This is a genomic window from Pantoea sp. DY-5 (assembly GCF_019795955.1).
GTDB classification, from domain to species: Bacteria; Pseudomonadota; Gammaproteobacteria; order Enterobacterales; family Enterobacteriaceae; genus Pantoea; species Pantoea leporis.
In genome coordinates this window covers 1,526,534-1,547,442 of the sequence record NZ_JAIMIE010000001.1, presented here as the reverse complement: position 1 = coordinate 1,547,442, position 20,909 = coordinate 1,526,534, and the positions used below count along the sequence as shown (strand labels likewise).

Sequence of the window (20,909 nt, the reverse complement as noted above, 5' to 3'; positions counted from 1 at the left end):
AGCTCCACAGGCTTGATATAACTTGCTGCGCGTTCGCACCGGGCGGGAAGCGCGGGTGCGATGTGAATAATAAAAGAGGGGATGAAGAGAGTGAATAAGTCACAGTTGATCGACAAAATTGCTGCAGATGCTGACATTTCTAAAGCGGCAGCGGGACGTGTTTTAGATGCATTCATGGACTCCGTTACCGAAGCTCTGAAGGGCGGTGATGAAGTGGCACTGGTTGGTTTCGGTACTTTCTCTGTACGTGAGCGTGCAGCTCGCACAGGCCGTAACCCACAAACGGGTAAAGAGCTCACCATTCCGGCTGGTAAAGTTCCGGGCTTCCGTGCTGGTAAAGCACTGAAAGATTCCGTCAATTAATGACCGCTGATACATCCATTGAAGCATTTTCTTCCGTGGATTGAGGACGCAAAAGCCGTTCTCATGTAACATACGGGCACATCATTTTTGATGTGCCTTTTTTATTCTTGATGCGCGGCGATAGCCTTTGGTTGTTGTCTCCGCATGGTTGCCAACTGCCAGCCTGAACAGCAGTTGCACGATGATGACATCGTGTTAGAGCTTTACATTCACACTACAGCGGAGTGTTGTCATACCATGATGGACAATTTACGCGCGGCGTCGAATCATGTCGTGCTCAAGATTATTCTGGGATTGATCATCCTGTCTTTCGTACTCACCGGGGTGGGCAACTACCTGATCGGTGGCGGCGGTGATTATGCTGCCAAAGTTAACGGCCACGAGATCAGCCGTGCAGAGCTGGAGCAGGGTTATAACAACGAGCGCAATCGTCAGCAGCAGATGCTGGGCGATCAGTTCTCGCAGTTAGCCAGCAACGAAGGCTACATGCAGCAGATGCGCCAGCAGGCGCTGTCGCAGTTGATCGATCAGGCGTTACTTGATCAGTACATCAAAGATCTGCACATCGGCATCAGCGATGATCAGGTGAAACAGGCGATCTTCAATCAGAAAGCTTTCCAGACCAACGGTAAATTCGACAACGCCAAATACAGCGGCCTGATCACCAGCATGGGCTTCACGGCTGATCAGTATGCCGAAGCGCTGCGCAAGCAGCTGGCGACGCAGCAGCTGATTAACGCAATTGCTAACACCGATTTCATGTTAAAAGGCGAAACCAGCAAACTCGTGGATCTGGTGTCGCAGCAGCGTGAAGTGCGTCAGGCGGTGATTGATGTCAACGCGCTGGCGGCTAAGCAGACGGTCAGCGACGACGAAGTCAGCCAATATTACCAGCAGCACCAGAATAGCTTCATGGCGCCTGAGCAGTTCCGCGTGAGCTACATCAAAATGGATGCCGCTAGCATGCAGGAAACGGCCAGCGAAGCGGACATTCAGAGCTGGTACGATCAACACAAAGCGGATTACTCACAGCCGCAGCGTAATCGCTACAGCGTGATCCAGACCAAGACGGAAGCTGACGCTAACGCCGTGGTTGACGCGCTGAAGAAAGGCGAAGATTTCGCTGCGCTGGCAAAAAGCAAATCCATCGACCCAATCTCAGCCCGCAAAGGGGGTGACATGGGTTGGCTGGAGCCGAGCACTACGCCAGACGAGCTGAAAAACGCCAATCTGACGCAGAAAGGCCAGCTTTCCGGCGCTATCAAATCGTCGGTTGGCTTCCTGGTCGTGCGTCTGGATGATATCCAGCCGGAGCAGGTTAAGCCGTTGGCCGATGTTCATGACATCGTTGCCGATAAAGTGAAACAAGAGAAAGCGGTTGATGGCTTCTACAAAATTCAGCAGAAAGTCAGCGAAGCAGCTAGCAACGACAACGAATCGTTGGCGGGTGCCGCGCAAGCTTCCGGCTTGAAAGTGGTAGAGACCAATTGGATCACCCGCGATAACCTGCCAGACGAGTTGAATTTCGATCAGGTTAAACAGGCGATCTTCAACGGTGGTTTAGTGGGCCAGAATGGTGCGCCGGGTAACAACTCCGACATCATCTCTGTGGATGGCGATCGTGCCTTTGTCCTGCGTATCAGCGAGCACAAACCGGAAGCGGTGAAGCCGCTGGATCAGGTAAAAGCGCAGATCGTAGACTCGCTGAAGCATGATAAAGCGACGCAGCAGGCGAAAGCACAAGCAGACAAGCTGCTGGCCGATTTGAAAGCCGGTAAAGCGGATGCACTGAAGGCTGCAGGCCTGACGCTCAGCGCCAGCAAATCGTTCGATCGCAACGCGCAGGATCCTGTTGCTCAGTCGGCCTTCAATCTGCCACAACCTGCCGACAATAAACCGTCGTGGGGCGTGAGTGAAGATATGCAGGGCAATGTGGTGCTGATCGCGCTGGATAAAGTCAGCGCGGGCAACATGCCGCAGGCGCAGATCGATGAGATGGTAAAAGGCGTAACGCAGAATAACGCGCAAATCGCCTTTGAAGCGCTGCTGGAAAACCTGCGTAAAGAGGCGAAGATTAAGTACGGCGCCGCAGCACAAAACCAGTAAGCCTCACAAAAAAAGTTAAATCACTGCAATATCCGAAAGGCCGCTTATGCGGCCTTTTCCATTTCTGAAATTGCCCTTTTGAGCGTTGAATTGTGCTGTGACACCCTGCTGTTGCTGTCAAACACAAGGAGAAACACAGCATGGTGAAATCAACGTTTCAAGCCCTATGCATTACGCTGGCGCTGGGCGGCGCAGTTTATACCACCGGACTGGCGGCTGCCGAAAGTCCCAGTGAAACGCAGGCGACGCAAGTCTCCACGCCACAGGAAGGACAGGTCAGCATCAATTCAGCCACCGCCGAACAACTGGCGGCGGGTATGAACGGTATCGGGCTGAAGAAAGCGCAGGCGATTGTCAGTTATCGCGAACAATACGGCCCGTTTACCGCTATTGAACAACTCAAGGAGGTACCGGGTATCGGTAGCGCACTTATTGAGCGCAACAGCGCCCGGCTTAAACTGTGAAGCGTCTCGCGACTTTGAAGGATTGAAAAAGCCCGGATTCAGGCTGTGCTATGCTCAACAGGTCTTACCAGTTGTCATTCTCAGCCTGAACAAGGAGCAATAATGCAAACCACAATTAAAGTGCGCGGTTACCATCTGGATGTTTATCAGCACGTGAATAACGCGCGCTATCTGGAATTTCTGGAGGAGGCGCGCTGGCAGTGGCTGGAGGATGTCGATGCGTTTCATTGGCTGATGGAGCAGCAACTGGCGTTTGTGGTGGTGAATATCAACATCAACTATCGTCGTCCGGCGGTATTGGGCGACGTACTGAATATTGAAAGTGAAGTGTCACAGCTCAGCGGTAAAAGCGGCATCATTGCGCAGCGTGTCCTGCTGGCGAGTGATAATTCGGTGGTAGCCGATGCAGCGCTGACCTTTGTCTGTATTGATCTGCGTACGCAAAAAGCGGTGCCGATGGAAGGTGAGTTGCGCGAGCGTCTGGCGTCACTGATGGTCGAAAATGAATAACTGGCGCCAATGACGCCAGTTTACTCTGCGGCCTGAATCAGTTGAGGCCGCTTTTTTCTTTCATCGCTGCCATCACCGCCGAGGCGTTCGCCTGATAATCTGCCAGGCCACGGGCGCGTAAATGACAGGCCGCGCATTCGCCGCAGCCATCACCTTTTACGCCGTTGTAGCAGGTAAGCGTTTCAGCGCGTACCAGCGGCAGCTGCTGCCAGTAATCGGCCAGCGCCCAGGTTTCAGCTTTATTCAGCCACATCAGCGGCGTCTCAAAACGAATATTGCGCGCCATGCCGAGGCTGACGGCGTTATTCAGTGCTTTAACAAACTCATCGCGGCAATCCGGATAGCCGGAGAAATCGGTTTCGCACACGCCGGTGATCACCGCTTCGGCTTCGACCTGATAGGCATAAATCGATGCCAGCGTCAGAAACAGAATATTGCGGCCCGGTACAAAGGTACTCGGCAAACCGCTGGCATTGGGATCGTAAGTGGGCACCGGAATGTTATCGCGTGTCAGGCTGCTGACGGCTAACTCGTTGAGCAGCGTAACGTCCAGCACTTTGTGCGCGCGCGCGCCCAGCTTGTGCGACAGCTCAGCCGCAACCTCGATCTCTTCACGATGGCGCTGGCCGTAATCAAAAGTCACGCAATGCACTTCATCATAGTGTTGCAGCGCCTGAATTAAACAGGTGGTGGAGTCTTGTCCGCCACTGAATACCACAACGGCTCGTTTCATTTTTTCTTCCCCAAAAATCAGTGCGCTTATGTTACTGGCTCGGACGCAGGCTGAACAGCGCTAGCTTTGGTTGGCGGCGGAATCCAGGCGCGGGTGAAATCAAACCATCCCAAACTATTAAGCTGGATGCCCTCCACGCCGGGCGGCGCAAAAACCTGATAGCGATAGTTAAACAGCGGCAGTAAGTGGCCATCGCACATCAGCTGCTGAAACAGTTGCTGAGTCAATTCACTGCGCTGCAGTGCATCAGGTTGTTGGGCAATCGCGCTCAGTGGCGTTTGCAGAACCTGTTCGCGTAGCGGCTGCCAGACCGGATCGTTCTCCAGCCAGTTCACCAGCGTAAACAGTGGCGCATCGCCAATCAGTCGATCGCCCATCACCACATCGGCCTCACTGAGATCGCTATCGTCACGCCAGCTTTTTACGTCATGGAAGATGCAGGTGAGGGCGCAGCCGTGTTGCGCCAGCAGTGGAATTAACGCCTGTGCCATCACATGCAGTTCGACCGGCAAGTGGTAATGCAGCGTTAATGTGGGCGGCAGTGCAATCGTCTCTCTTTCGGCGCGCGGTACCGGCCAGCCAGGAAGCAGCTCATGGCTCGGTGTGATTAAACCCTCATCCAGCGGCAATTGTTGAATAACGCCGCTGCGCTGAATCAGGGCAATCAGCGATTGGGCCTGCTCGGCACTGAAGTGCGCCGAGATGCGTGGCGCCAGATAGCAAAATCCCAGGCTAATACTGCGATCAACCGGACGCAGCGAACCGAGTTCGTCAGGATCGCCAATGGCGATCTGCACCGGATGGCTGCAACTGGTGCCGAGATCACGGTCAAACAGCTGCGGCGTGATCCAGTACTCCATCCGCTGGATCAGCGGGTGCTGCAGATGCCAGCGTGCATGGCTCTCCAGCCGCACCATTTCAGCGGTGAAATGCGTGAGTTTCCACGGCCCGCTACCGACATCGGCGAATTCAGGATGAGGTAACAGACAGAATTGATGCGCCAGACGCTGCGGCAGCCAATAATCGCTTTCACGCAGTTGGATATGTATCGCCAGCGGATGCGGTGCTTCAATCCGTTCAATCGCCGCCAGCAGCCGCGAGCCGCGCGGCGATTGCATGATCTGCTGCAACTGCTCAACCAACTGTGCCGCCTGTACCGGTTCATCGTTGTGCCAGCTAAGCTGCGGGCGCAGCCAGTAGTACCAGTCACGGCCGCTGGCATCGTGCTGCCAATGGTGAGCGATATCGCCTTCAACATCGTTATCGCGAAAGCGCGTAAGCCCGGAGAAAACCTGGCGCGCCAGATGTTGCTCGGCGCGTCCGGTTAGCTTTAGTGGACGCAGCGGCTCCATCGCGCGGTAATAAGGAATGCGCAGCACTGGTGATTGGTTCTGCCACTGACCGCCCATCAGCGGCCGCAGCATTTTCACTAACCGCTCGGGATGCAGATCCAGCACCTGCAGCGCCTGCACCGCCTCGCCGGCGTCGAGTTGCTGCGTTAACAGCTGCTGACGCAGCTGCTCCGGTGACAGCAGGAAAGTCAGCTCGCCCTGTTTGCCACGCCCGGATTCTCCGCGCCATTTCAGCCAGCCGGCATCCTGCCACTGACGCAGCAACGTGCGCACATGCCGCTCGCTGCAAAAGCAGTGTTGCGCCATCGCAGCGACGCTGAGGCGTTGCGTTTCGCCGTGGCTGAGTTGCCACAGGCGCTGAAATTGATTGACCCGATGAAGTTCGCGCATGGCTAAACCCGGAACAGTTTTTAGAAAGTATTCACTATTAGTTCCGTAATTGCCAGGCGATAGTAGCTGCCTCACTCAGACAGGAGAATTCGCATGGCTCGCCTCGCGGCATTTGATATGGACGGCACGCTGTTGCTTCCTTCGCACCGGTTAGGTAATGAAACGCTGGCAAGCCTGCATGCGTTGCATCAGCGCGGCGTCACGTTGGCGTTTGCCACCGGGCGTCATCTTATGGATATGCAGCGAGTACGCGAACAAATCACCTTGCCTGCGTGGCTGATCACCGGCAACGGCACGCGTATTCACGATCTGGAAGGCAACCAACTTTACGGCTGCGATTTATCGCCATCGGTGGCGGAAGAGGTGATTCATACCCATTGGCAAACGCCAGCCTCGATTCATATTTTCAACGATGAGGGCTGGTTTACCGATAAACCGCTGCTCGGCGCGCTGGAAGCGCATGCGATGAGTGGCTTCCATTATCAGCTGCGTGATTTGCGTCAGATGTCGGCGCATGAAGTCACCAAAATTTGTTTTATTGCACCGCATGAAATGTTGCAGGCGCTAAGAAGTGAATTGCAGGCCGCGTTGGGCGAGCGGGCTAATATTTGCTTCTCTGCGTGGGATTGCCTGGAAGTGTTGCCGGTCGATTGCCATAAAGGCGCGGCGTTGGGACGTTTGTGCCAGCACCTTTCGCTGTCGCTGGCGGATTGTATGGCGTTTGGCGATGCCATGAACGATCGCGAAATGCTGGAGCGCGTTGGCAGCGGTTTCATTATGGGCAACGCCATGAATCAACTGAAAGCGTCGTTGCCCCATTTACCGATTATCGGACATTGCGAGACACAGGCGGTGTCTCACTACCTTAATCACTGGATGACCACACCACACCTCGATTATTCCCCCGAATGCTGAGGCTTACAGTGAACCGGACAGGACGTCCGGTTTTTTATTGCAGCTCTCGCACCCAAGGCGCAATGTCGCCGATATTCTGCTCTACCCACTGCGCATTGTAATAGGTGTCCGGATAGCGCTCACCGCTGTCACACAGCAATGTCACCAGAGAACCCTGCTCGCTGTTTTCCCGCATGCGTTTTGCCACCTGCATCATGCCCCAAAAGTTGGTGCCGGTTGAGGCGCCAGGACGACGTCCCAGCACCTTTTCCAGCTGCAGCATCGCGGCGATTGTCGCGCCATCCGGCACTTTCATCATCTCGTCAATCACGTCGGGTAAAAACGACGGTTCCACGCGCGGACGACCAATGCCTTCAATCAGGCTGCCGCGTTCGCTGCGCAGCGTTTTTTCGCGGCTATGCCAGTAATCAAAGAACACTGAATGCTGCGGATCGACCACCAGCAGGCGCGTGTCATGGCCCTGATAGCGGATATAGCGGCCCAACGTTGCTGAGGTGCCGCCGGTACCGGCGCTCATGATCACCGTATGCGGCACCGGGAACGGTTCGTGTGACATCTGGCGGAAAATGCTTTCGGCGATGTTGTTGTTGCCGCGCCAGTCGGTGGCACGTTCGGCGTAGGTGAACTGGTCCATAAAGTGGCCGTTGAGTTCACGCGCTAAACGCTCGGATTCGCTATACAGCTGGCAGGGATCGGCGACGAAATGGCACTCGCCACCGTAAAAACCAATCATTTCGATTTTGCGTTTCGCGGTGCTGGCAGGCATCACGGCGATAAAGGGCAAACCGAGCAAACGCGCGAAGTAAGCTTCCGATACCGCAGTACTGCCAGATGAGGCTTCAATGATTGGCGTATTTTCGTGGATCCAGCCATTCGCCAGGCCATAGAGAAACAGGGAACGCGCCAAACGATGTTTTAAGCTGCCGCTGGGATGGGTGCTTTCATCCTTGAGATAGAAGTGAATGCCGGGAAAATCATCCAGCTTAAAGCGGATCAGATGTGTATCCGCAGAGCGCTGAAAATCGGCATTAATTTCATTGATGGCGTGGCGAACCCAGGGCGTTTGCATGTGGCATTTCCGTAATCATTATTGCGCACAGTGTAAGGCACTGGCAGGAAAAAGAGGTTGCTAAAACCGGGTTATAATGGCGAGATTAGAGAAAAATTTTCTCCCGGAGTGGCCAATGTTAGATAAAACTGACCGCACTTTGCTGGCAATGCTGCAGCAGGATTGCACGTTGTCGCTGCAGACGTTAGCCGATACGGTGAATCTCACCACCACGCCGTGCTGGAAACGCCTGAAAAAACTGGAAGATGATGGCATTATTCGTGCGCGCGTGGCGCTGGTGGACGGCGAAAAAATCGGTCTGTCGCTTACCGCCTTTATGTTTGTCAAAACCCAGCAGCACAGCAGCGAGTGGTTTAAGCAATTTGTCGCCGTGGTGCAGCAAATGCCGGAAGTGATGGCGTTTTACCGCATGGCGGGCGAGTACGATTATTTGCTGCGCATTCAGGTCGCGGACATGAAGAGTTACGACAGCTTTTATAAGCGCCTGGTGAACGGCGTACCGGGACTGATAGATGTGACCTCCAGTTTTGCCATGGAAGAGATTAAATACACCACCGCCTTGCCGGTAGCGCCCTAACGGGCACAGAAAGAGACACGCTTGTGCAATTATTCAGCCAGTTAAGTTGGTATTTCCTGCGCGAGTGGCGGCGATATCTGGGCGCCGTCAGCTTGCTGATCGTTATTGCCTTACTGCAATTGCTGCCACCGCACGTGGTTGGCGTAATTGTCGACGGCGTCACCCAGCATAATTTAAGCGCCGGGCAGATCTTTATGTGGATCGGCGTGATGCTGGTGACGGCGGTGATTGTCTATCTGCTGCGCTACGTCTGGCGCGTGCTGCTGTTTGGCGCATCCTATCAATTAGCCGTTGAGCTACGTGAAGATTTTTATCGCCAGCTCAGCCGCCAGCATCCGGCATTTTATCTGCGCCATCGCACTGGCGATCTGATCGCCCGCGCCACCAATGATGTGGATCGCGTGGTGTTTGCCGCCGGTGAAGGCGTGCTGACGCTGGTGGATTCGCTGGTGATGGGATTGGTGGTGCTGATTGTGATGAGCACCCAAATTAGCTGGCAACTGACGTTACTGGCGCTGATCCCGATGCCAATTATGGCTTTCGCCATCCAGAAAGACGGTGCCCGCTTGCATCAACGTTTCAAAGTGGCGCAGGCGGCGTTTTCAAGCCTGAACGATCAAACCCAGGAAAGCCTGACCAGCATTCGTATGATCAAAGCATTTGGCCTCGAAGATCATCAGTCGCAGCAGTTTGCTGGCATCGCCGCGGATACTGGCAAGAAAAACCTGCATGTGGCGCGCGTGGATGCGCGTTTCGATCCGATCATTTATATTGCCGTCGGCTTCTCCAACCTGCTGGCAATTGCTGGTGGCGGCTGGATGGTGTGGAACGGCAGTTTGACGCTCGGGCAGCTCACCAGCTTTGTGATGTACCTCGGCCTGATGATTTGGCCCATGCTGGCGCTGGCGTGGATGATCAACATCGTTGAGCGCGGCAGTGCGGCGTGGAGCCGTATCCGTTCATTACTGGCGGAAGCGCCTGCCGTTGAAGATGGCCAGAAAGTGTTACCGCCTGAACCTGGCGTAATGCAGGTTGCCATTCGTGAGTTCCGCTATCCGGCCAGTTCTGGCCCGGTGCTGAGCCATCTTAATTTCCAGCTAAAACCGGGCCAGATGCTGGGATTATGCGGGCCAACCGGCTGTGGCAAGAGCACGCTGTTAAGCCTGATCCAGCGCCACTTCGACATCGATCAGGGCGATATTCGTTACCACAACACGCCGCTGCCGCAGTTGCGACTCGATAGCTGGCGCAGCCGACTGGCGGTGGTCAGCCAGACGCCTTTCCTGTTCTCTGACACCATTGCCGCCAATCTGGCGCTGGGTCGCCCGAATGCGACGCAGCAAGAGCTGGAGCGCGTGGCAACCATGGCCTGCGTGCACGACGATATTCTGCGCCTGCCACAAGGTTACGAAACCGAAGTGGGCGAACGCGGCGTGATGTTATCGGGCGGACAGAAGCAGCGCATTGCGATTGCACGCGCGCTGCTGCTGAATGCCGAAATCCTGATTCTGGATGATGCGCTGTCGGCGGTTGATGGTCGCACTGAACATGACATCCTGCATAACCTGCGTCAGTGGGGCAAAGGGCGTACCTTGATTATCAGCGCGCATCGTCTTTCGGCGCTTACCGAGGCCAGCGAAATTCTGGTACTGCAGCACGGCGCCGTGGCGCAGCGTGGCGATCATGACACTCTGGCGGCTAAAGAGGGTTGGTATCGCGATATGTACCGTTATCAGCAGCTGGAAGCCGCACTGGATGATGATGAAGTGGCAGAAGGAGCAAGCCGTGGCTAAATCACAACGTTTATGGCCGACGCTGAAACGACTGTTGGCGTATGGCAAACCGTGGCGTAAATCGCTGTGGCTGGCGGTCGGCATGCTGTGGATTGCGGCGGCAGCCGAAGTCACCGGACCGGTGCTGGTAAGCTACTTCATCGATAATCTGGTGGCGAAACATCAGATGCCGTGGGGCATCGTCGCGGGCCTGCTGGTGGGCTTTGTCCTGCTGCAATTGCTGGCCGCCGGTTTGCACTATTTTCAGGCGTTGCTGTTTAACCGCGCGGCGATTGGCGTGGTGCAGCAATTACGCGTGGACGTGATGAACGCGGCGTTGCGCCAGCCGCTCAGCGCCTTCGATACGCAGCCGGTCGGCCAAATCATCTCGCGCGTCACCAATGACACCGAAGTGATCAAAGATCTCTACGTCACCGTGGTGGCCACAGTGTTGCGGGCTGCCGCGTTGATTGGCGCGATGCTGGTGGCGATGTTCTCCCTCGACTGGCGCATGGCGTTGGTAGCGATCGTGATTTTCCCGCTGGTGCTGACGGTGATGATGATTTATCAGCGCTTCAGCACGCCGATTGCGCGTCGCGTGCGCAGCTATCTGGCGGACATCAACAACGGCTTCAATGAAGTGATCAACGGCATGAGCGTGATCCAGCAGTTCCGCCAGCAGGCGCGCTTTGGTGAACGCATGGGCGAAGCCAGCCGTTCACACTATCTGGCGCGTATGGAAACGCTGCGGTTGGATGGCTTTTTATTGCGCCCGTTGTTGAGTCTGTTTTCGGCCATGATTCTGTGCGGTTTGCTGATGCTGTTCAGCTTCGCCACGCCGGGCGTGTTTGAAGTTGGTGTGCTGTACGCCTTTATTACCTATCTTGGCCGCCTCAATGAACCGCTGATTGAACTCACCACGCAGCAGTCGATGCTGCAACAGGCGGTGGTGTCCGGCGAGCGTATCTTCGAACTGATGGATGCGGAGCAGCAAGGTTACGGCAGCGATAGTCTGCCGCTGGCCTCCGGCAGCATCTCGCTGCGGGATGTGAGCTTTGCCTATCGCGATAATCGCGATGTGCTCAGCCACATCAATCTCGAAGTGCCGGCGCGTCATTTTGTTGCGCTGGTGGGGCACACCGGCAGCGGGAAAAGCACGCTGGCGAATCTGCTGATGGGCTATTACCCGGTGACGCGCGGCAGTATCGAACTGGATGGTCGCCCGCTGCCGCAGCTGTCGCACGCCGCTTTACGTCAAAGCGTTGCGATGGTGCAACAGGATCCGGTGGTGCTGGCGGATTCGCTGCTGGCCAACGTGCGTTTGGGGCGCGATATCCCGGAAGATCAGGTGTGGCAGGCGCTGGAGACGGTGCAGCTGGCACCGCTGGCGCGCAGCATGGCGGACGGCATCCATACGCGTTTAGGCGAGCAGGGCAATAATCTGTCGGTTGGGCAGAAACAGCTGCTGGCGCTGGCGCGCGTGTTGGTGTCATTACCGCAAATCCTGATCCTCGACGAAGCCACGGCCAATATCGATTCCGGCACGGAACAGGCAATTCAGCAGGCGTTACGTGCACTACGCCAGCACAGCACGCTGGTGGTGATCGCGCATCGCCTTTCCACCATTACCGAAGCCGATCAGATTTTAGTGCTGCATCGCGGTCAGGTGGTGGAGCGCGGTACGCATGCTGAGCTGCTGGCCGAGCAGGGACGTTACTGGCAGATGTATCAGCTGCAGCAGGCTGGCGATGAACTCGCGGCGGGCATCCCCGTACAAGCTGAAGGGTGATTTGCACCTTTTTTGCACAGTTTTATCGGAATGTTCTGTATTGATGCACTTCTTTGAGGCTTGAAGCACCAAAGAAGTGCAATATTGCAACACCTTTCCTCTTCCTACCCCACAATCTGCGCTGCGCTTCACATAACGAAGCGTGATGCAGCGCGCCTATGCTACTGACATTCCCCTTTTTTTATTTATGGCACAGCCTTTGCTTATATCCCTACGTGTCCGCGAAGACTCACTCAATTTCTTATCCGGAGGGGAACGTATGAAGCTGGTTACCGTGGTAATCAAACCATTTAAGCTGGAGGACGTGCGTGAAGCCTTATCCTCTATTGGTATTCAGGGACTGACAGTTACCGAGGTTAAAGGTTTCGGTCGCCAGAAAGGTCACGCAGAGCTTTATCGCGGTGCCGAGTACAGCGTTAACTTCCTACCAAAAGTAAAAATTGATATCGCTATTGCGGACGACCAACTTGATGAAGTGGTCGATGTCATCAGCAAAGCCGCGTATACCGGCAAAATTGGCGACGGCAAGATTTTCGTCGCAGAACTGCAGCGCGTCATTCGTATTCGTACCGGCGAGACCGACGAAGCAGCACTGTAACTGGGGCTCTGAATTGTGATGGGATGGAAAGAAATGAATAAACTGATAACGAAGTTGGGCCTCACCAGCCTTGCGCTGTTACCTTCTCTGGCGATGGCGGCAGCCCCTGCAGTAGCGGATAAAGCCGATAACGCCTTTATGATGATCTGTACCGCCTTGGTACTGTTTATGTCGATTCCCGGCATTGCGCTGTTCTACGGCGGTTTGATTCGCGGTAAGAACGTGCTGTCGATGCTGACGCAGGTTGCGGTGACCTTCTCACTGGTTTGCGTGCTGTGGGTGATTTACGGCTACTCGCTGGCGTTCAGTGAAGGCAACGCCTTCTTCGGTAGCTTCCAGTGGGCGATGCTGAAAAATATTGAGCTGAAAGCGCTGATGGGCAGCTTCTATCAGTACATTCACGTTGCGTTTCAGGCTTCCTTCGCCTGTATCACCGTCGGCCTGATTGTCGGTGCGCTGGCTGAACGTATTCGCTTCTCTGCAGTTCTGATCTTCGTGGTGGTATGGCTGACGCTGGCGTATCTGCCAATCGCACACATGGTTTGGGCAGGTGGCTTGCTGGCGCAAGACGGCGCGCTCGATTTCGCGGGCGGCACCGTGGTTCACATCAACGCCGCGGTTGCTGGCCTGGTGGGTGCTTACCTGGTGGGCAAACGTGCTGGTTTCGGCAAAGAAGCTTTCAAACCACACAACCTGCCGATGGTGTTCCTCGGTACCGCGATTCTGTATGTGGGCTGGTTCGGCTTCAACGCCGGTTCTGCTTCCTCAGCTAACGAAATCGCTGCACTGGCGTTCCTGAATACTGTGGTGGCTACAGCGGGTGCGGTGCTGTCGTGGGTGTTCGGCGAGTGGGCGGTACGCGGTAAACCTTCTCTGCTCGGTGCTTGCTCTGGCTTCATCGCCGGTCTGGTGGCGATTACCCCAGCTTGTGGTTATGTGGGTGTCGGCGGCGCGCTGATTATCGGTCTGGCGGGTGGTTTAGCCGGTCTGTGGGGCGTAACAACCCTGAAGAAATGGCTGCGCGTTGATGACCCATGTGATGTGTTTGGTGTGCACGGCGTGTGTGGCATCCTTGGTTGTATCCTGACCGGCGTGTTCGCGTCCTCTTCACTGGGCGGCGTAGGCTACGCAGAAGGCGTGACCATGGGCCATCAGGTTTGGATTCAGCTGTTCAGCGTGGGTGTGACCATCGTCTGGACTGCGGTGGTAGCCTTCATCGGCTTCAAACTGGCGGATATGATTGTTGGCCTGCGTGTTCCGGAAGATCAGGAACGTGAAGGTCTGGATGTAAACAGCCACGGCGAGAACGCTTACAACCAGTAACCGCCGGGCTAAAGAAGAGCAGTGCGCTAAAATTATAAAAAAACAGAGGGGCGATTTTATCGCCCCTTTTTTTATGCGTCGCGTTGGCGCATCACGCCTTCCTGCACCGTGGTCGCCACCAGTCGGCCATCCTGGGTATAAAACTCACCCCGCACAAAACCGCGCGCGCCCGAGGCGGAAGTGCTCACTACGCTGTACAGCAGCCATTCAGACAAGTCGAACGGACGATGGAACCACATTGAGTGATCGATGGTGGCAACTTGCATATCGGCTTCGAGGAAGCCTTTACCGTGCGGCTGCAGCGCCACCGGCAGGAAGTTGAGATCCGAGGCATAGCCCAGCAGGTATTGATGGATACGACGATCGGCCGGTAACTCGCCGTTGGCACGAATCCACACCTGACGCAGCGGCTCATCGACGTGGCCTTTCAGCGGGTTATGAATTTGCACCGGACGAATATCCAGCGGACGCTCAGCGAGAAATTTTTCTTTCAGCTTGAGTGGCAGATGCGCGGCCAGCTTTTTCGCCAAATCCTGTTCCGATGGCAGATTATCCGGGCCCGGCACCTGCGGCATTTCATTCTGATGCTCGAAGCCGCTTTCAGGTGCCTGGAACGAAGCCGTCATGTAGAAGATCGGCTGACCATTCTGTACCGCGCTAACGCGGCGTGCGCTGAAGCTTTTGCCGTCACGCAGCGTTTCGACATCATAAATGATGGCTTTTTGGCTATCGCCCGGACGCAAAAAGTAGCTGTGGAAGGAGTGAATGATGCGCTCTTCCGGCACCGTTTGTTTCGCAGCATACAGCGCCTGGCCGACTACCTGGCCACCAAACACCTGGCGCAAGCCCAGATCTTCGCTCTGACCACGAAACAGGCCTTCTTCCAGTTTTTCCAGATTTAATAAATTAAGCAGGTTGTGCAGTGCCTGGCTCATAGCGGATTCCTCAGCGTGACTCATCGCGTCAGTGTGAAAGATCCGACCAGTTTCCGTCAATGATTTTGCCGCGATTTCAGCGGGCTGGCGGAGGGTTTAGGCGCAATGCCGATATTTGTGCCAGAATTAAGGTCATTCGGCGGCTGAAAAGCTAAGCAATAAATTTACCGCCGACAATCATAGTGTTCATAAGGAGACGACATCGATGAAACTCTGGCAAGTTATTAGCGGTATGACCCTGGCTGCGGCGATTACCGGTTGTGCGGACCACAGCAAGCCGGTTGCCACACCCACACTCGGCTCAGCGGTAGCGGGGCAGCAGGCCGCGATTGCGCAGCCTAATGTCAGTGGTTCGGTGTATATCCGCCAGCGCATTGCGCTGCCGCCGGATTCTGTGCTGACCGTTACGCTATCAGATGCATCACTGGCCGATGCGCCTTCGAAAGTGCTGTCGCAGCGCGTGGTGCGCACGGAAGGGAAACAGTCGCCGTTCCAGTTTGTCTTGCCGTTTAACCCGGCTGACATCCAGCCAAACGCGCGCATTCTGTTGAGTGCGGCGATTTCGATTGATGGCAAGCTGGCATTTATCACCGATACGGTGAAACCGGTGATTAATCAGGGCGGAACAAAAGCCGAACTGCTGTTGGTGCCAGTGACCAACGTCGCGATGCAAACCCAGCCGGGAGCAGCAACAACAGTGCCTTCGACTTCACCTACGCAGGTGACGCCATCTGCTTCGGTGCCGGCACCGACAAGTCTGTAATTTCGATTGATGGGACGGGAGAGCGCCGGAAGGCATCGTTGTTCCGTAAAGTCGCTGTCCCGTCCCTGATCGCTCGTCACACGCCATCAATGGCGTGTGACGCTTTACTCCACAACGATGCCTTCCAGCGTGCGATGTTCAGTGCTATTGGCTGCGGGCTTGTGCGCGACATATCGCACCTCTAAATTTCCCACCGATATTTCTCTAACTCGATCTCCCCAGCGTCGCTAACTTCAATCCCTTCCGCTTCCAGCGCATCGCGCTGACGAAACAAGTCGTCACCCTGCAGTGAAATGCGGCCATGGCGATTGATAACGCGAAACCAGGGTAATTTACTGCCTTCCGGCAAACGGCGTAATACGCCACCCACCTGGCGTGCCGCGCGCGGCGAACCCGCTAATTGCGCAACATCCCCGTAAGTAGTGACCTTTCCTGGCGGAATGGCCGCGATGATCTGCCAGACGCGCTCAGAGAAATTGTTTTGGTCGCTCATATGCGCACCTATTTTTATCTGGAAAGGGCAAACTTTAGCATGCAGAAGGGTAGACATCAGCGCATTGCTGTGTGCTTGTGCAAGAAACCAACGGTTGTCGGGCCTGCGCTTGCAATTGCCGGGGGCATACTTGATAATGCCTGCGCTCTCGAAATGAGGGCTTGTCAATGGGGGCCCTGTTGGTTCTCCCGCAATGCTAACTTGTGAACTCGGTCAGATCCGGAAGGAAGCAGCCGCAGCAGGCGACGCGTGTGCCGGGATGTAGCTGGCAGGGCCCCCACCATTTTGTACCCGCCTCATACTCCACAGAATTTTACGCACAGAGAAATCTGGCAATCCTTTGCCTGTGATTCAATCCTTGATTAACACGATGATGATGCAGATCGGCTGTTAGGGGAAAAACTTAGCGGACGAACTTCCAGACAGAAACCGGTACTTTATCGTAAAGCTTATTCATGGTCAGTTCAGCCAGACGATGATCGGCTGCCGAATAGAATACCGCGAGTTCATTATCAGGTAATTCATACTTGTTTTTTTCGATAACCCGCTCAAGGGTATCGATTGAGCGACAGCGGCGCAGTCGCATCAAATAATCTGTTTTAGTTAAGGCTTGGTTGCTCATAAATAAACCGGTCTCAGTCTGGTGCTAAAAGGAATGGCTAGGTTGTTGGAGATAAGCGCACTCTTCGGCAAACAGATTAAATAAGCGTTTTGCTGAACGCTGCCACCGTTGTAGATCCTGAGTATTGATTCCATAGCTGCTGAACAGCATAAAGGTATCGTCAAGATATTCATCGATTTGCGTAATCAGGGCTTCATCTTCAACGTGCTTAATTTTGTAATTCATCGTGAAAGAAGCGATATGCTCAATCAAATCGTTGAGCTGTAAATTGCTTTCCGAAGTAGGATCATTAACCCAACCATGATGGCTGTCAGTCAATGTCGCCATACTTTCGTCGAACAGGTTCTCACACAGGTATTTAAGCTGGGCAATATCATGCCGTTTCGGTGAGTATTCGTCCATCTTTTTCCCCTCCATAGCTAGCACAGTTACCGCAGCGCGGCGAGATTAAGAAAAGCTACCAGGAAGCGATATCGAATAAAAATGAATTCAGCGACTCCTTAAATGTAATCCACAATCATTAGCTTTGCTCACCTCAATTACCAAATATTACAATTCATCGGCAGGAGAGGGGCGCTCATTGTCAATCACGTCAAACACCAGCGCGCCGGGCTTTACCTGAAACAACACTTCTTCTCGACGCGTAAACGTTTCATTTAAATCCAGGCAAGGATTAAATAAATTCCAGCTGAAATCGTAAAGCATTTTAAATCGATTATTGTCGGTTGATTGAATAGAAATAATCTGGAAGCTATCGGGAACTAATTGCGCGTTTTGAGAATACCACTGTAAATCACCGGCTAATGCCTCGGCTATTTTGAGAATATTCCCCTGGATAATTCTGACCAACTTTTCGCAATCGTCCTCATCCACAGCAATATCACAATGAATAATAGACGGCATTTTGTATCCAGTAAAAGAATGATGTTTCTATCATTGAGCTTATTGAGTGACATTGCAAGTCGCTAATAAACAGAAAGAGTAATCGTTGTGATGGGTTTCATAACACAATCATGGCGAAACGGCGAATTAGCGCGGCTATCATTATGATCGATCAACTTTTGAAACACTTTTGCCTGGACGCAATTGAGGGTGAGTCGGGTATGATAATTGTTATGTTATAACATTTTTGGTTGTTGAATATGAATCACAGCGGTTTACTTCTTTCCCTTGGCGGCCGTTTGCTGGTTGCGCTGATGCTGATTGCCTTGCTAGCGCTGGCCTTATATTGGGGCATGCAGAAATGATACATTTCAACCGCTTACAAGCCGGTTATCAAGGCCGTGCGGTGACGCCGGTCGTTAACGGTGAGCTGGCAACGGGCAGCATGACGGCGCTGATTGGCGCTAACGGCACCGGCAAATCGACATTACTAAAAACCATTGCCGGCTTACTACCGCCAATTTCCGGCAACTGCGAATTGCATATCCCACGCAAAGCTCTGGGCTGGTTACCGCAACGCAGTGAACTTGAAACCCGCTTTCCTCTTACTGCCTATGAACTGGTGGCGATGGGCTGCTGGCCACGCTGCGGCTGGTTTGGTGGTATCAATCGCGCCTTGCGCCTGGAAATCGATGCCGCGCTGGATGCGGTACAAATGCGTGAGTTCGCCGATGCGCAGCCATCGACGTTATCTGGTGGGCAACTGCAGCGCGTGTTGTTCGCGCGCTTAATGCTGCAGCGCAGCCAGCTCTGGCTGCTGGATGAACCCTTCAACGGCATTGATAGCCAAACCGTCACCTTGCTGATGTCGATTCTCGAACAGCAGCAGCAGGCGGGCACCACGTTATTAGTCGTGCTACACGATCGTCCGCTGGTAGCGCGCTATTTTCAGGATGTGTTATCGCTCGATGACGCTGATTCCGCACAAACGCCAACGTTGCGTAGGGTGGCGTCGTGACATTACTTCAACCCTTTATCGAATTTGGTTTTATGCGCCGTGCGCTGGTGGCCTGCGTTGCATTAGCGATCAGCGCCACGCCGCTGGGCGTTTTCCTTTCCCTGCGCCGCATGAGTCTGGTCGGCGATGCCTTATCACATGCTGTGTTACCCGGCGCGGCGATTGGTTATCTGGTATCGGGATTATCGCTGGTGGCGATGGGTATCGGCGGCCTGATTGCCGGGTTGGCGGTGGCGCTGCTCTCGGGAGCGGTCAGCCGTTATACGCATCTCAAAGAGGATGCCAGTTTTTCCGGTTTCTACCTCGGTTCTCTCGCGCTGGGCGTCACGCTGGTGTCGCTGCGCGGCTCCAGCGTCGATCTGCTGCACGTGTTATTTGGATCGCTGCTGGCGGTGGATAACGCGGCGATTCTGCTGGTCGGCGGCATTGCGGCTACGACCTTGCTGCTGCTGGCGGTGATCTTCCGTCCGCTGGTGATCGATGCCTTCGATCCCGATTTCCTACGCGCTCAGGGCAAATGGAGCGCACCGCTGGTGCACGGTCTGTTTCTGATGCTGGTGGTGCTCAATCTGGTGGCGGGCTTTCAGGTGCTGGGCACGCTGATGTCGGTGGGATTGATGATGCTGCCGGCGACCAGCGCACGCTTCTGGAGCCGCCATCTGGCTTACATGCTCGGCATCGCCATGCTGCTGGCGATCGTCTCAGCATTTATCGGCCTGATTCTTTCGTGGCATTTCTCGCTGCCGGCTGGACCGGCGGTGGTGCTCAGTGCTGCGGTGCTGTTTCTGCTTTCTGTTTTGACAGGACCATGTGGCGGCCTGTTGCGCCGTCGATAACCAAACCAATAAGGGGATAGGAATGAAAAAGTTACCGCTGAGTCTGGCGATTGGCGCCATGCTGGCAAGCCCGCTGTCGCTGGCGAAAAGCGTTGATGTTGTGGCGAGCTTTACCGTGCTGGCGGATATCGTTAAACAGGTTGGTGGCGATCACGTTAACGTGAAATCGCTGGTCGGGCCGAATGGCGATCCGCACACCTTCGAACCGACGCCGCAGGATAGCCAGGCGCTGTCGAAGGCGGATGTGGTATTCGTGAGCGGTTTGGGCATGGAAGGCTGGATGGATCGCCTGATCGGCGCGTCAGGCTATAAAGGCACCATCGTAGTGGCATCGAACGGTGTCAACACGCGCAAGATGGAAGAGGACGGTAAAAGCGTCACCGATCCGCACGCGTGGAACAGCATGCAAAACGGTGTGATCTACGCCACTAATGTGATGAATGCGCTGATCAAAGCCGATCCTGAAGATGCGGCGGATATTCGTAAAAGCGGTGAAAGTTACATTCAGCAGCTGCAGAAGCTGGATAGCTGGGCGAAAAATGCGTTTGCCGAAGTGCCGAAGAGCAAGCGTAAAGTGCTGACCAGCCATGATGCCTTTGGCTACTTTGGCCAACGCTATGGCGTCAGTTTCCTGGCGCCGGTGGGCTTCTCTACCGAAGCGGAAGCCAGCGCCAGCGACGTGGCCTCGATCATCCAACAACTGAAGGCCGAGCACATCAAAACCTACTTTATGGAGAATCAAACCGATCCGCGACTGGTAAAACAGATTGCCAGCGAAACCGGCGCACAGCCGGGCGGGGAACTTTATCCTGAGGCGCTGTCGGAAGCGAATGGCCCAGCAGCGACCTATGTCGCCGCGTTCAAACACAATGTTGACGCCATTCTGCATAGCATGAAGTAAAAAAAGGCCGGGGAGCATCCCGGCCAACTATCACGACACTTTCCTACCTTTTTTTCTTTCTTCCCTGAACCGCCTTAAAGCGCGGGTTAGTTTTGCAAATCACATAGATGCGACCTTTACGACGCACGACTTTGCAATCCTTATGGCGCGTCTTTGCAGAGCGCAATGAACTCAATACCTGCATCTGTTCTCTCCAGCGTTACTTGTTGCGCGACAGGAAGCTGCCGAAACGCTGGTTGAAGCGCGCGGTGCTGCCTTCTTTAGCAAAGTCTTTCTGCTTGCCGGTGTAGAACACGTGGGATTTTGACGAGACATCCAGCGTGACATACGGCAGCACTTCACCTTCATACTCAATGGTGCGCTCGGTTTTGATGGTGGAGCCGACTTTAAAGTATTCGTTGGCCGAGGTGTCGTGGAACACCACTGGGCGATAAAGAGGATGGATATTCGGTTTCATAGTAACCTCGCTATGTAATGTTATACTATAACAATAGTATG

24 protein-coding genes and 1 other RNA gene are annotated in these 20,909 nt (G+C 54.5%); 15 read left to right on the top strand and 10 right to left on the bottom strand.

Features of this window, described 5'->3' with window-relative positions:
• Positions 1-90: 90 nt before the first annotated feature.
• The 4 genes from hupB to K5Y30_RS07390 all read left to right on the top strand — a co-directional run bounded on the left by hupB (position 91) and on the right by K5Y30_RS07390 (position 3,443).
• Entirely contained in the window at positions 91-363 is a 273-nt protein-coding gene (gene hupB / locus K5Y30_RS07405) for a nucleoid-associated protein HU-beta (RefSeq protein ID WP_036648244.1), read from the top strand.
• Between the two features lie 237 nt (positions 364-600).
• Positions 601-2,469: a peptidylprolyl isomerase gene (gene ppiD, locus K5Y30_RS07400; protein ID WP_222210809.1), complete on the top strand. Its 1,869-nt coding sequence runs from the start codon at positions 601-603 to the stop codon at positions 2,467-2,469.
• A gap of 140 nt (positions 2,470-2,609) precedes the next feature.
• A complete protein-coding gene (locus tag K5Y30_RS07395; protein WP_101762421.1) occupies positions 2,610-2,933 on the top strand; it encodes a ComEA family DNA-binding protein in 324 nt (107 codons plus the stop codon).
• A 102-nt stretch (positions 2,934-3,035) separates the two neighbouring features.
• Positions 3,036-3,443 carry a thioesterase family protein gene (locus tag K5Y30_RS07390; protein ID WP_137385275.1) on the top strand — a complete coding sequence of 136 codons (408 nt, stop codon included), beginning with the start codon at positions 3,036-3,038 and terminating at the stop codon, positions 3,441-3,443.
• Positions 3,444-3,480: 37 nt separating this feature from the next.
• Here K5Y30_RS07390 and queC read toward each other — a convergent pair whose 3' ends face one another.
• Together queC and K5Y30_RS07380 are read right to left on the bottom strand one after the other, a co-directional pair.
• On the bottom strand, positions 3,481-4,176 hold the full coding sequence (gene queC, locus K5Y30_RS07385) for a 7-cyano-7-deazaguanine synthase QueC (RefSeq protein WP_154153596.1): 696 nt from the start codon (positions 4,174-4,176) through the stop codon (positions 3,481-3,483).
• A gap of 26 nt (positions 4,177-4,202) precedes the next feature.
• Positions 4,203-5,918, bottom strand: coding sequence for an SgrR family transcriptional regulator (locus K5Y30_RS07380; protein WP_222210808.1), 1,716 nt, complete (start codon positions 5,916-5,918; stop codon positions 4,203-4,205).
• Between the two features lie 93 nt (positions 5,919-6,011).
• On the opposite strand from K5Y30_RS07380, the gene cof reads away from it, so the two are divergent.
• Positions 6,012-6,833: an HMP-PP phosphatase gene (gene cof, locus K5Y30_RS07375; RefSeq protein ID WP_222181556.1), complete on the top strand. Its 822-nt coding sequence runs from the start codon at positions 6,012-6,014 to the stop codon at positions 6,831-6,833.
• A gap of 34 nt (positions 6,834-6,867) precedes the next feature.
• Here cof and K5Y30_RS07370 read toward each other — a convergent pair whose 3' ends face one another.
• On the bottom strand, positions 6,868-7,902 hold the full coding sequence (locus tag K5Y30_RS07370; protein WP_222181557.1) for a PLP-dependent cysteine synthase family protein: 1,035 nt from the start codon (positions 7,900-7,902) through the stop codon (positions 6,868-6,870).
• Between the two features lie 115 nt (positions 7,903-8,017).
• Between K5Y30_RS07370 and K5Y30_RS07365 the strand changes: the two genes are divergently transcribed.
• From K5Y30_RS07365 to amtB, 5 genes are all read left to right on the top strand, one after another.
• The gene (locus K5Y30_RS07365) at positions 8,018-8,479 is read left to right on the top strand and encodes an Lrp/AsnC family transcriptional regulator (RefSeq protein ID WP_222210807.1); all 462 of its coding nucleotides are present in this window, start codon (positions 8,018-8,020) and stop codon (positions 8,477-8,479) included.
• 23 nt (positions 8,480-8,502) lie between these two features.
• On the top strand, positions 8,503-10,272 hold the full coding sequence (locus K5Y30_RS07360; RefSeq protein WP_222210806.1) for a SmdA family multidrug ABC transporter permease/ATP-binding protein: 1,770 nt from the start codon (positions 8,503-8,505) through the stop codon (positions 10,270-10,272).
• Positions 10,265-12,040, top strand: a complete 1,776-nt coding sequence (locus K5Y30_RS07355) for a SmdB family multidrug efflux ABC transporter permease/ATP-binding protein (RefSeq protein ID WP_192414041.1) — start codon at positions 10,265-10,267, stop codon at positions 12,038-12,040. The genes K5Y30_RS07360 and K5Y30_RS07355 overlap by 8 nt, the downstream gene beginning before the upstream one ends.
• Before the next feature lie 259 nt (positions 12,041-12,299).
• Entirely contained in the window at positions 12,300-12,638 is a 339-nt protein-coding gene (gene glnK, locus K5Y30_RS07350; RefSeq protein WP_007886947.1) for a P-II family nitrogen regulator, read from the top strand.
• A gap of 33 nt (positions 12,639-12,671) precedes the next feature.
• The gene (gene amtB / locus K5Y30_RS07345; protein WP_007886945.1) at positions 12,672-13,961 is read left to right on the top strand and encodes an ammonium transporter AmtB; all 1,290 of its coding nucleotides are present in this window, start codon (positions 12,672-12,674) and stop codon (positions 13,959-13,961) included.
• Positions 13,962-14,032: 71 nt separating this feature from the next.
• On the opposite strand, the gene tesB is transcribed toward amtB, so the two are convergent.
• Positions 14,033-14,896 carry an acyl-CoA thioesterase II gene (gene tesB / locus K5Y30_RS07340; RefSeq protein ID WP_101762413.1) on the bottom strand — a complete coding sequence of 288 codons (864 nt, stop codon included), beginning with the start codon at positions 14,894-14,896 and terminating at the stop codon, positions 14,033-14,035.
• 205 nt (positions 14,897-15,101) lie between these two features.
• On the opposite strand from tesB, the gene K5Y30_RS07335 reads away from it, so the two are divergent.
• Positions 15,102-15,659, top strand: coding sequence for a YbaY family lipoprotein (locus tag K5Y30_RS07335; RefSeq protein WP_110867736.1), 558 nt, complete (start codon positions 15,102-15,104; stop codon positions 15,657-15,659).
• 181 nt (positions 15,660-15,840) lie between these two features.
• Here K5Y30_RS07335 and K5Y30_RS07330 read toward each other — a convergent pair whose 3' ends face one another.
• Entirely contained in the window at positions 15,841-16,152 is a 312-nt protein-coding gene (locus K5Y30_RS07330; RefSeq protein WP_008103902.1) for an MGMT family protein, read from the bottom strand.
• 177 nt (positions 16,153-16,329) lie between these two features.
• Between K5Y30_RS07330 and ffs the strand changes: the two genes are divergently transcribed.
• Positions 16,330-16,426, top strand: an RNA gene (ffs, locus tag K5Y30_RS07325) — signal recognition particle sRNA small type.
• Between the two features lie 129 nt (positions 16,427-16,555).
• Here ffs and K5Y30_RS07320 read toward each other — a convergent pair.
• The 3 genes from K5Y30_RS07320 to K5Y30_RS07310 form a co-directional block, all read right to left on the bottom strand.
• Complete coding sequence (locus K5Y30_RS07320; RefSeq protein ID WP_007886938.1) at positions 16,556-16,774, bottom strand: HHA domain-containing protein; 219 nt, start codon at positions 16,772-16,774, stop codon at positions 16,556-16,558.
• A 24-nt stretch (positions 16,775-16,798) separates the two neighbouring features.
• The gene (tomB, locus tag K5Y30_RS07315) at positions 16,799-17,176 is read right to left on the bottom strand and encodes an Hha toxicity modulator TomB (RefSeq protein ID WP_007886936.1); all 378 of its coding nucleotides are present in this window, start codon (positions 17,174-17,176) and stop codon (positions 16,799-16,801) included.
• Positions 17,177-17,323: 147 nt separating this feature from the next.
• A complete protein-coding gene (locus K5Y30_RS07310; RefSeq protein ID WP_222210805.1) occupies positions 17,324-17,677 on the bottom strand; it encodes a hypothetical protein in 354 nt (117 codons plus the stop codon).
• 340 nt (positions 17,678-18,017) lie between these two features.
• Here K5Y30_RS07310 and K5Y30_RS07305 point away from each other — a divergent pair, with 340 nt between their 5' ends.
• Genes K5Y30_RS07305 through K5Y30_RS07295 form a run of 3 tightly spaced genes read left to right on the top strand, consistent with a single transcriptional unit; the run spans position 18,018 to position 20,411 of the window.
• Positions 18,018-18,674 (top strand): metal ABC transporter ATP-binding protein, encoded by a 657-nt coding sequence (locus K5Y30_RS07305; protein WP_192236700.1) that lies wholly within the window; start codon positions 18,018-18,020, stop codon positions 18,672-18,674.
• On the top strand, positions 18,671-19,510 hold the full coding sequence (locus K5Y30_RS07300) for a metal ABC transporter permease (protein WP_101762408.1): 840 nt from the start codon (positions 18,671-18,673) through the stop codon (positions 19,508-19,510). The genes K5Y30_RS07305 and K5Y30_RS07300 overlap by 4 nt, the downstream gene beginning before the upstream one ends.
• Before the next feature lie 22 nt (positions 19,511-19,532).
• Positions 19,533-20,411, top strand: a complete 879-nt coding sequence (locus K5Y30_RS07295; protein ID WP_222210804.1) for a metal ABC transporter substrate-binding protein — start codon at positions 19,533-19,535, stop codon at positions 20,409-20,411.
• A 43-nt stretch (positions 20,412-20,454) separates the two neighbouring features.
• Here the strand turns inward: K5Y30_RS07295 and ykgO are convergent, their stop codons facing one another.
• Both ykgO and K5Y30_RS07285 read right to left on the bottom strand, forming a co-directional pair.
• Positions 20,455-20,595 (bottom strand): type B 50S ribosomal protein L36, encoded by a 141-nt coding sequence (ykgO, locus tag K5Y30_RS07290; protein WP_008103894.1) that lies wholly within the window; start codon positions 20,593-20,595, stop codon positions 20,455-20,457.
• A 15-nt stretch (positions 20,596-20,610) separates the two neighbouring features.
• Positions 20,611-20,868: a type B 50S ribosomal protein L31 gene (locus K5Y30_RS07285; protein WP_101762406.1), complete on the bottom strand. Its 258-nt coding sequence runs from the start codon at positions 20,866-20,868 to the stop codon at positions 20,611-20,613.
• Between the last annotated feature and the right edge of the window lie 41 nt (positions 20,869-20,909).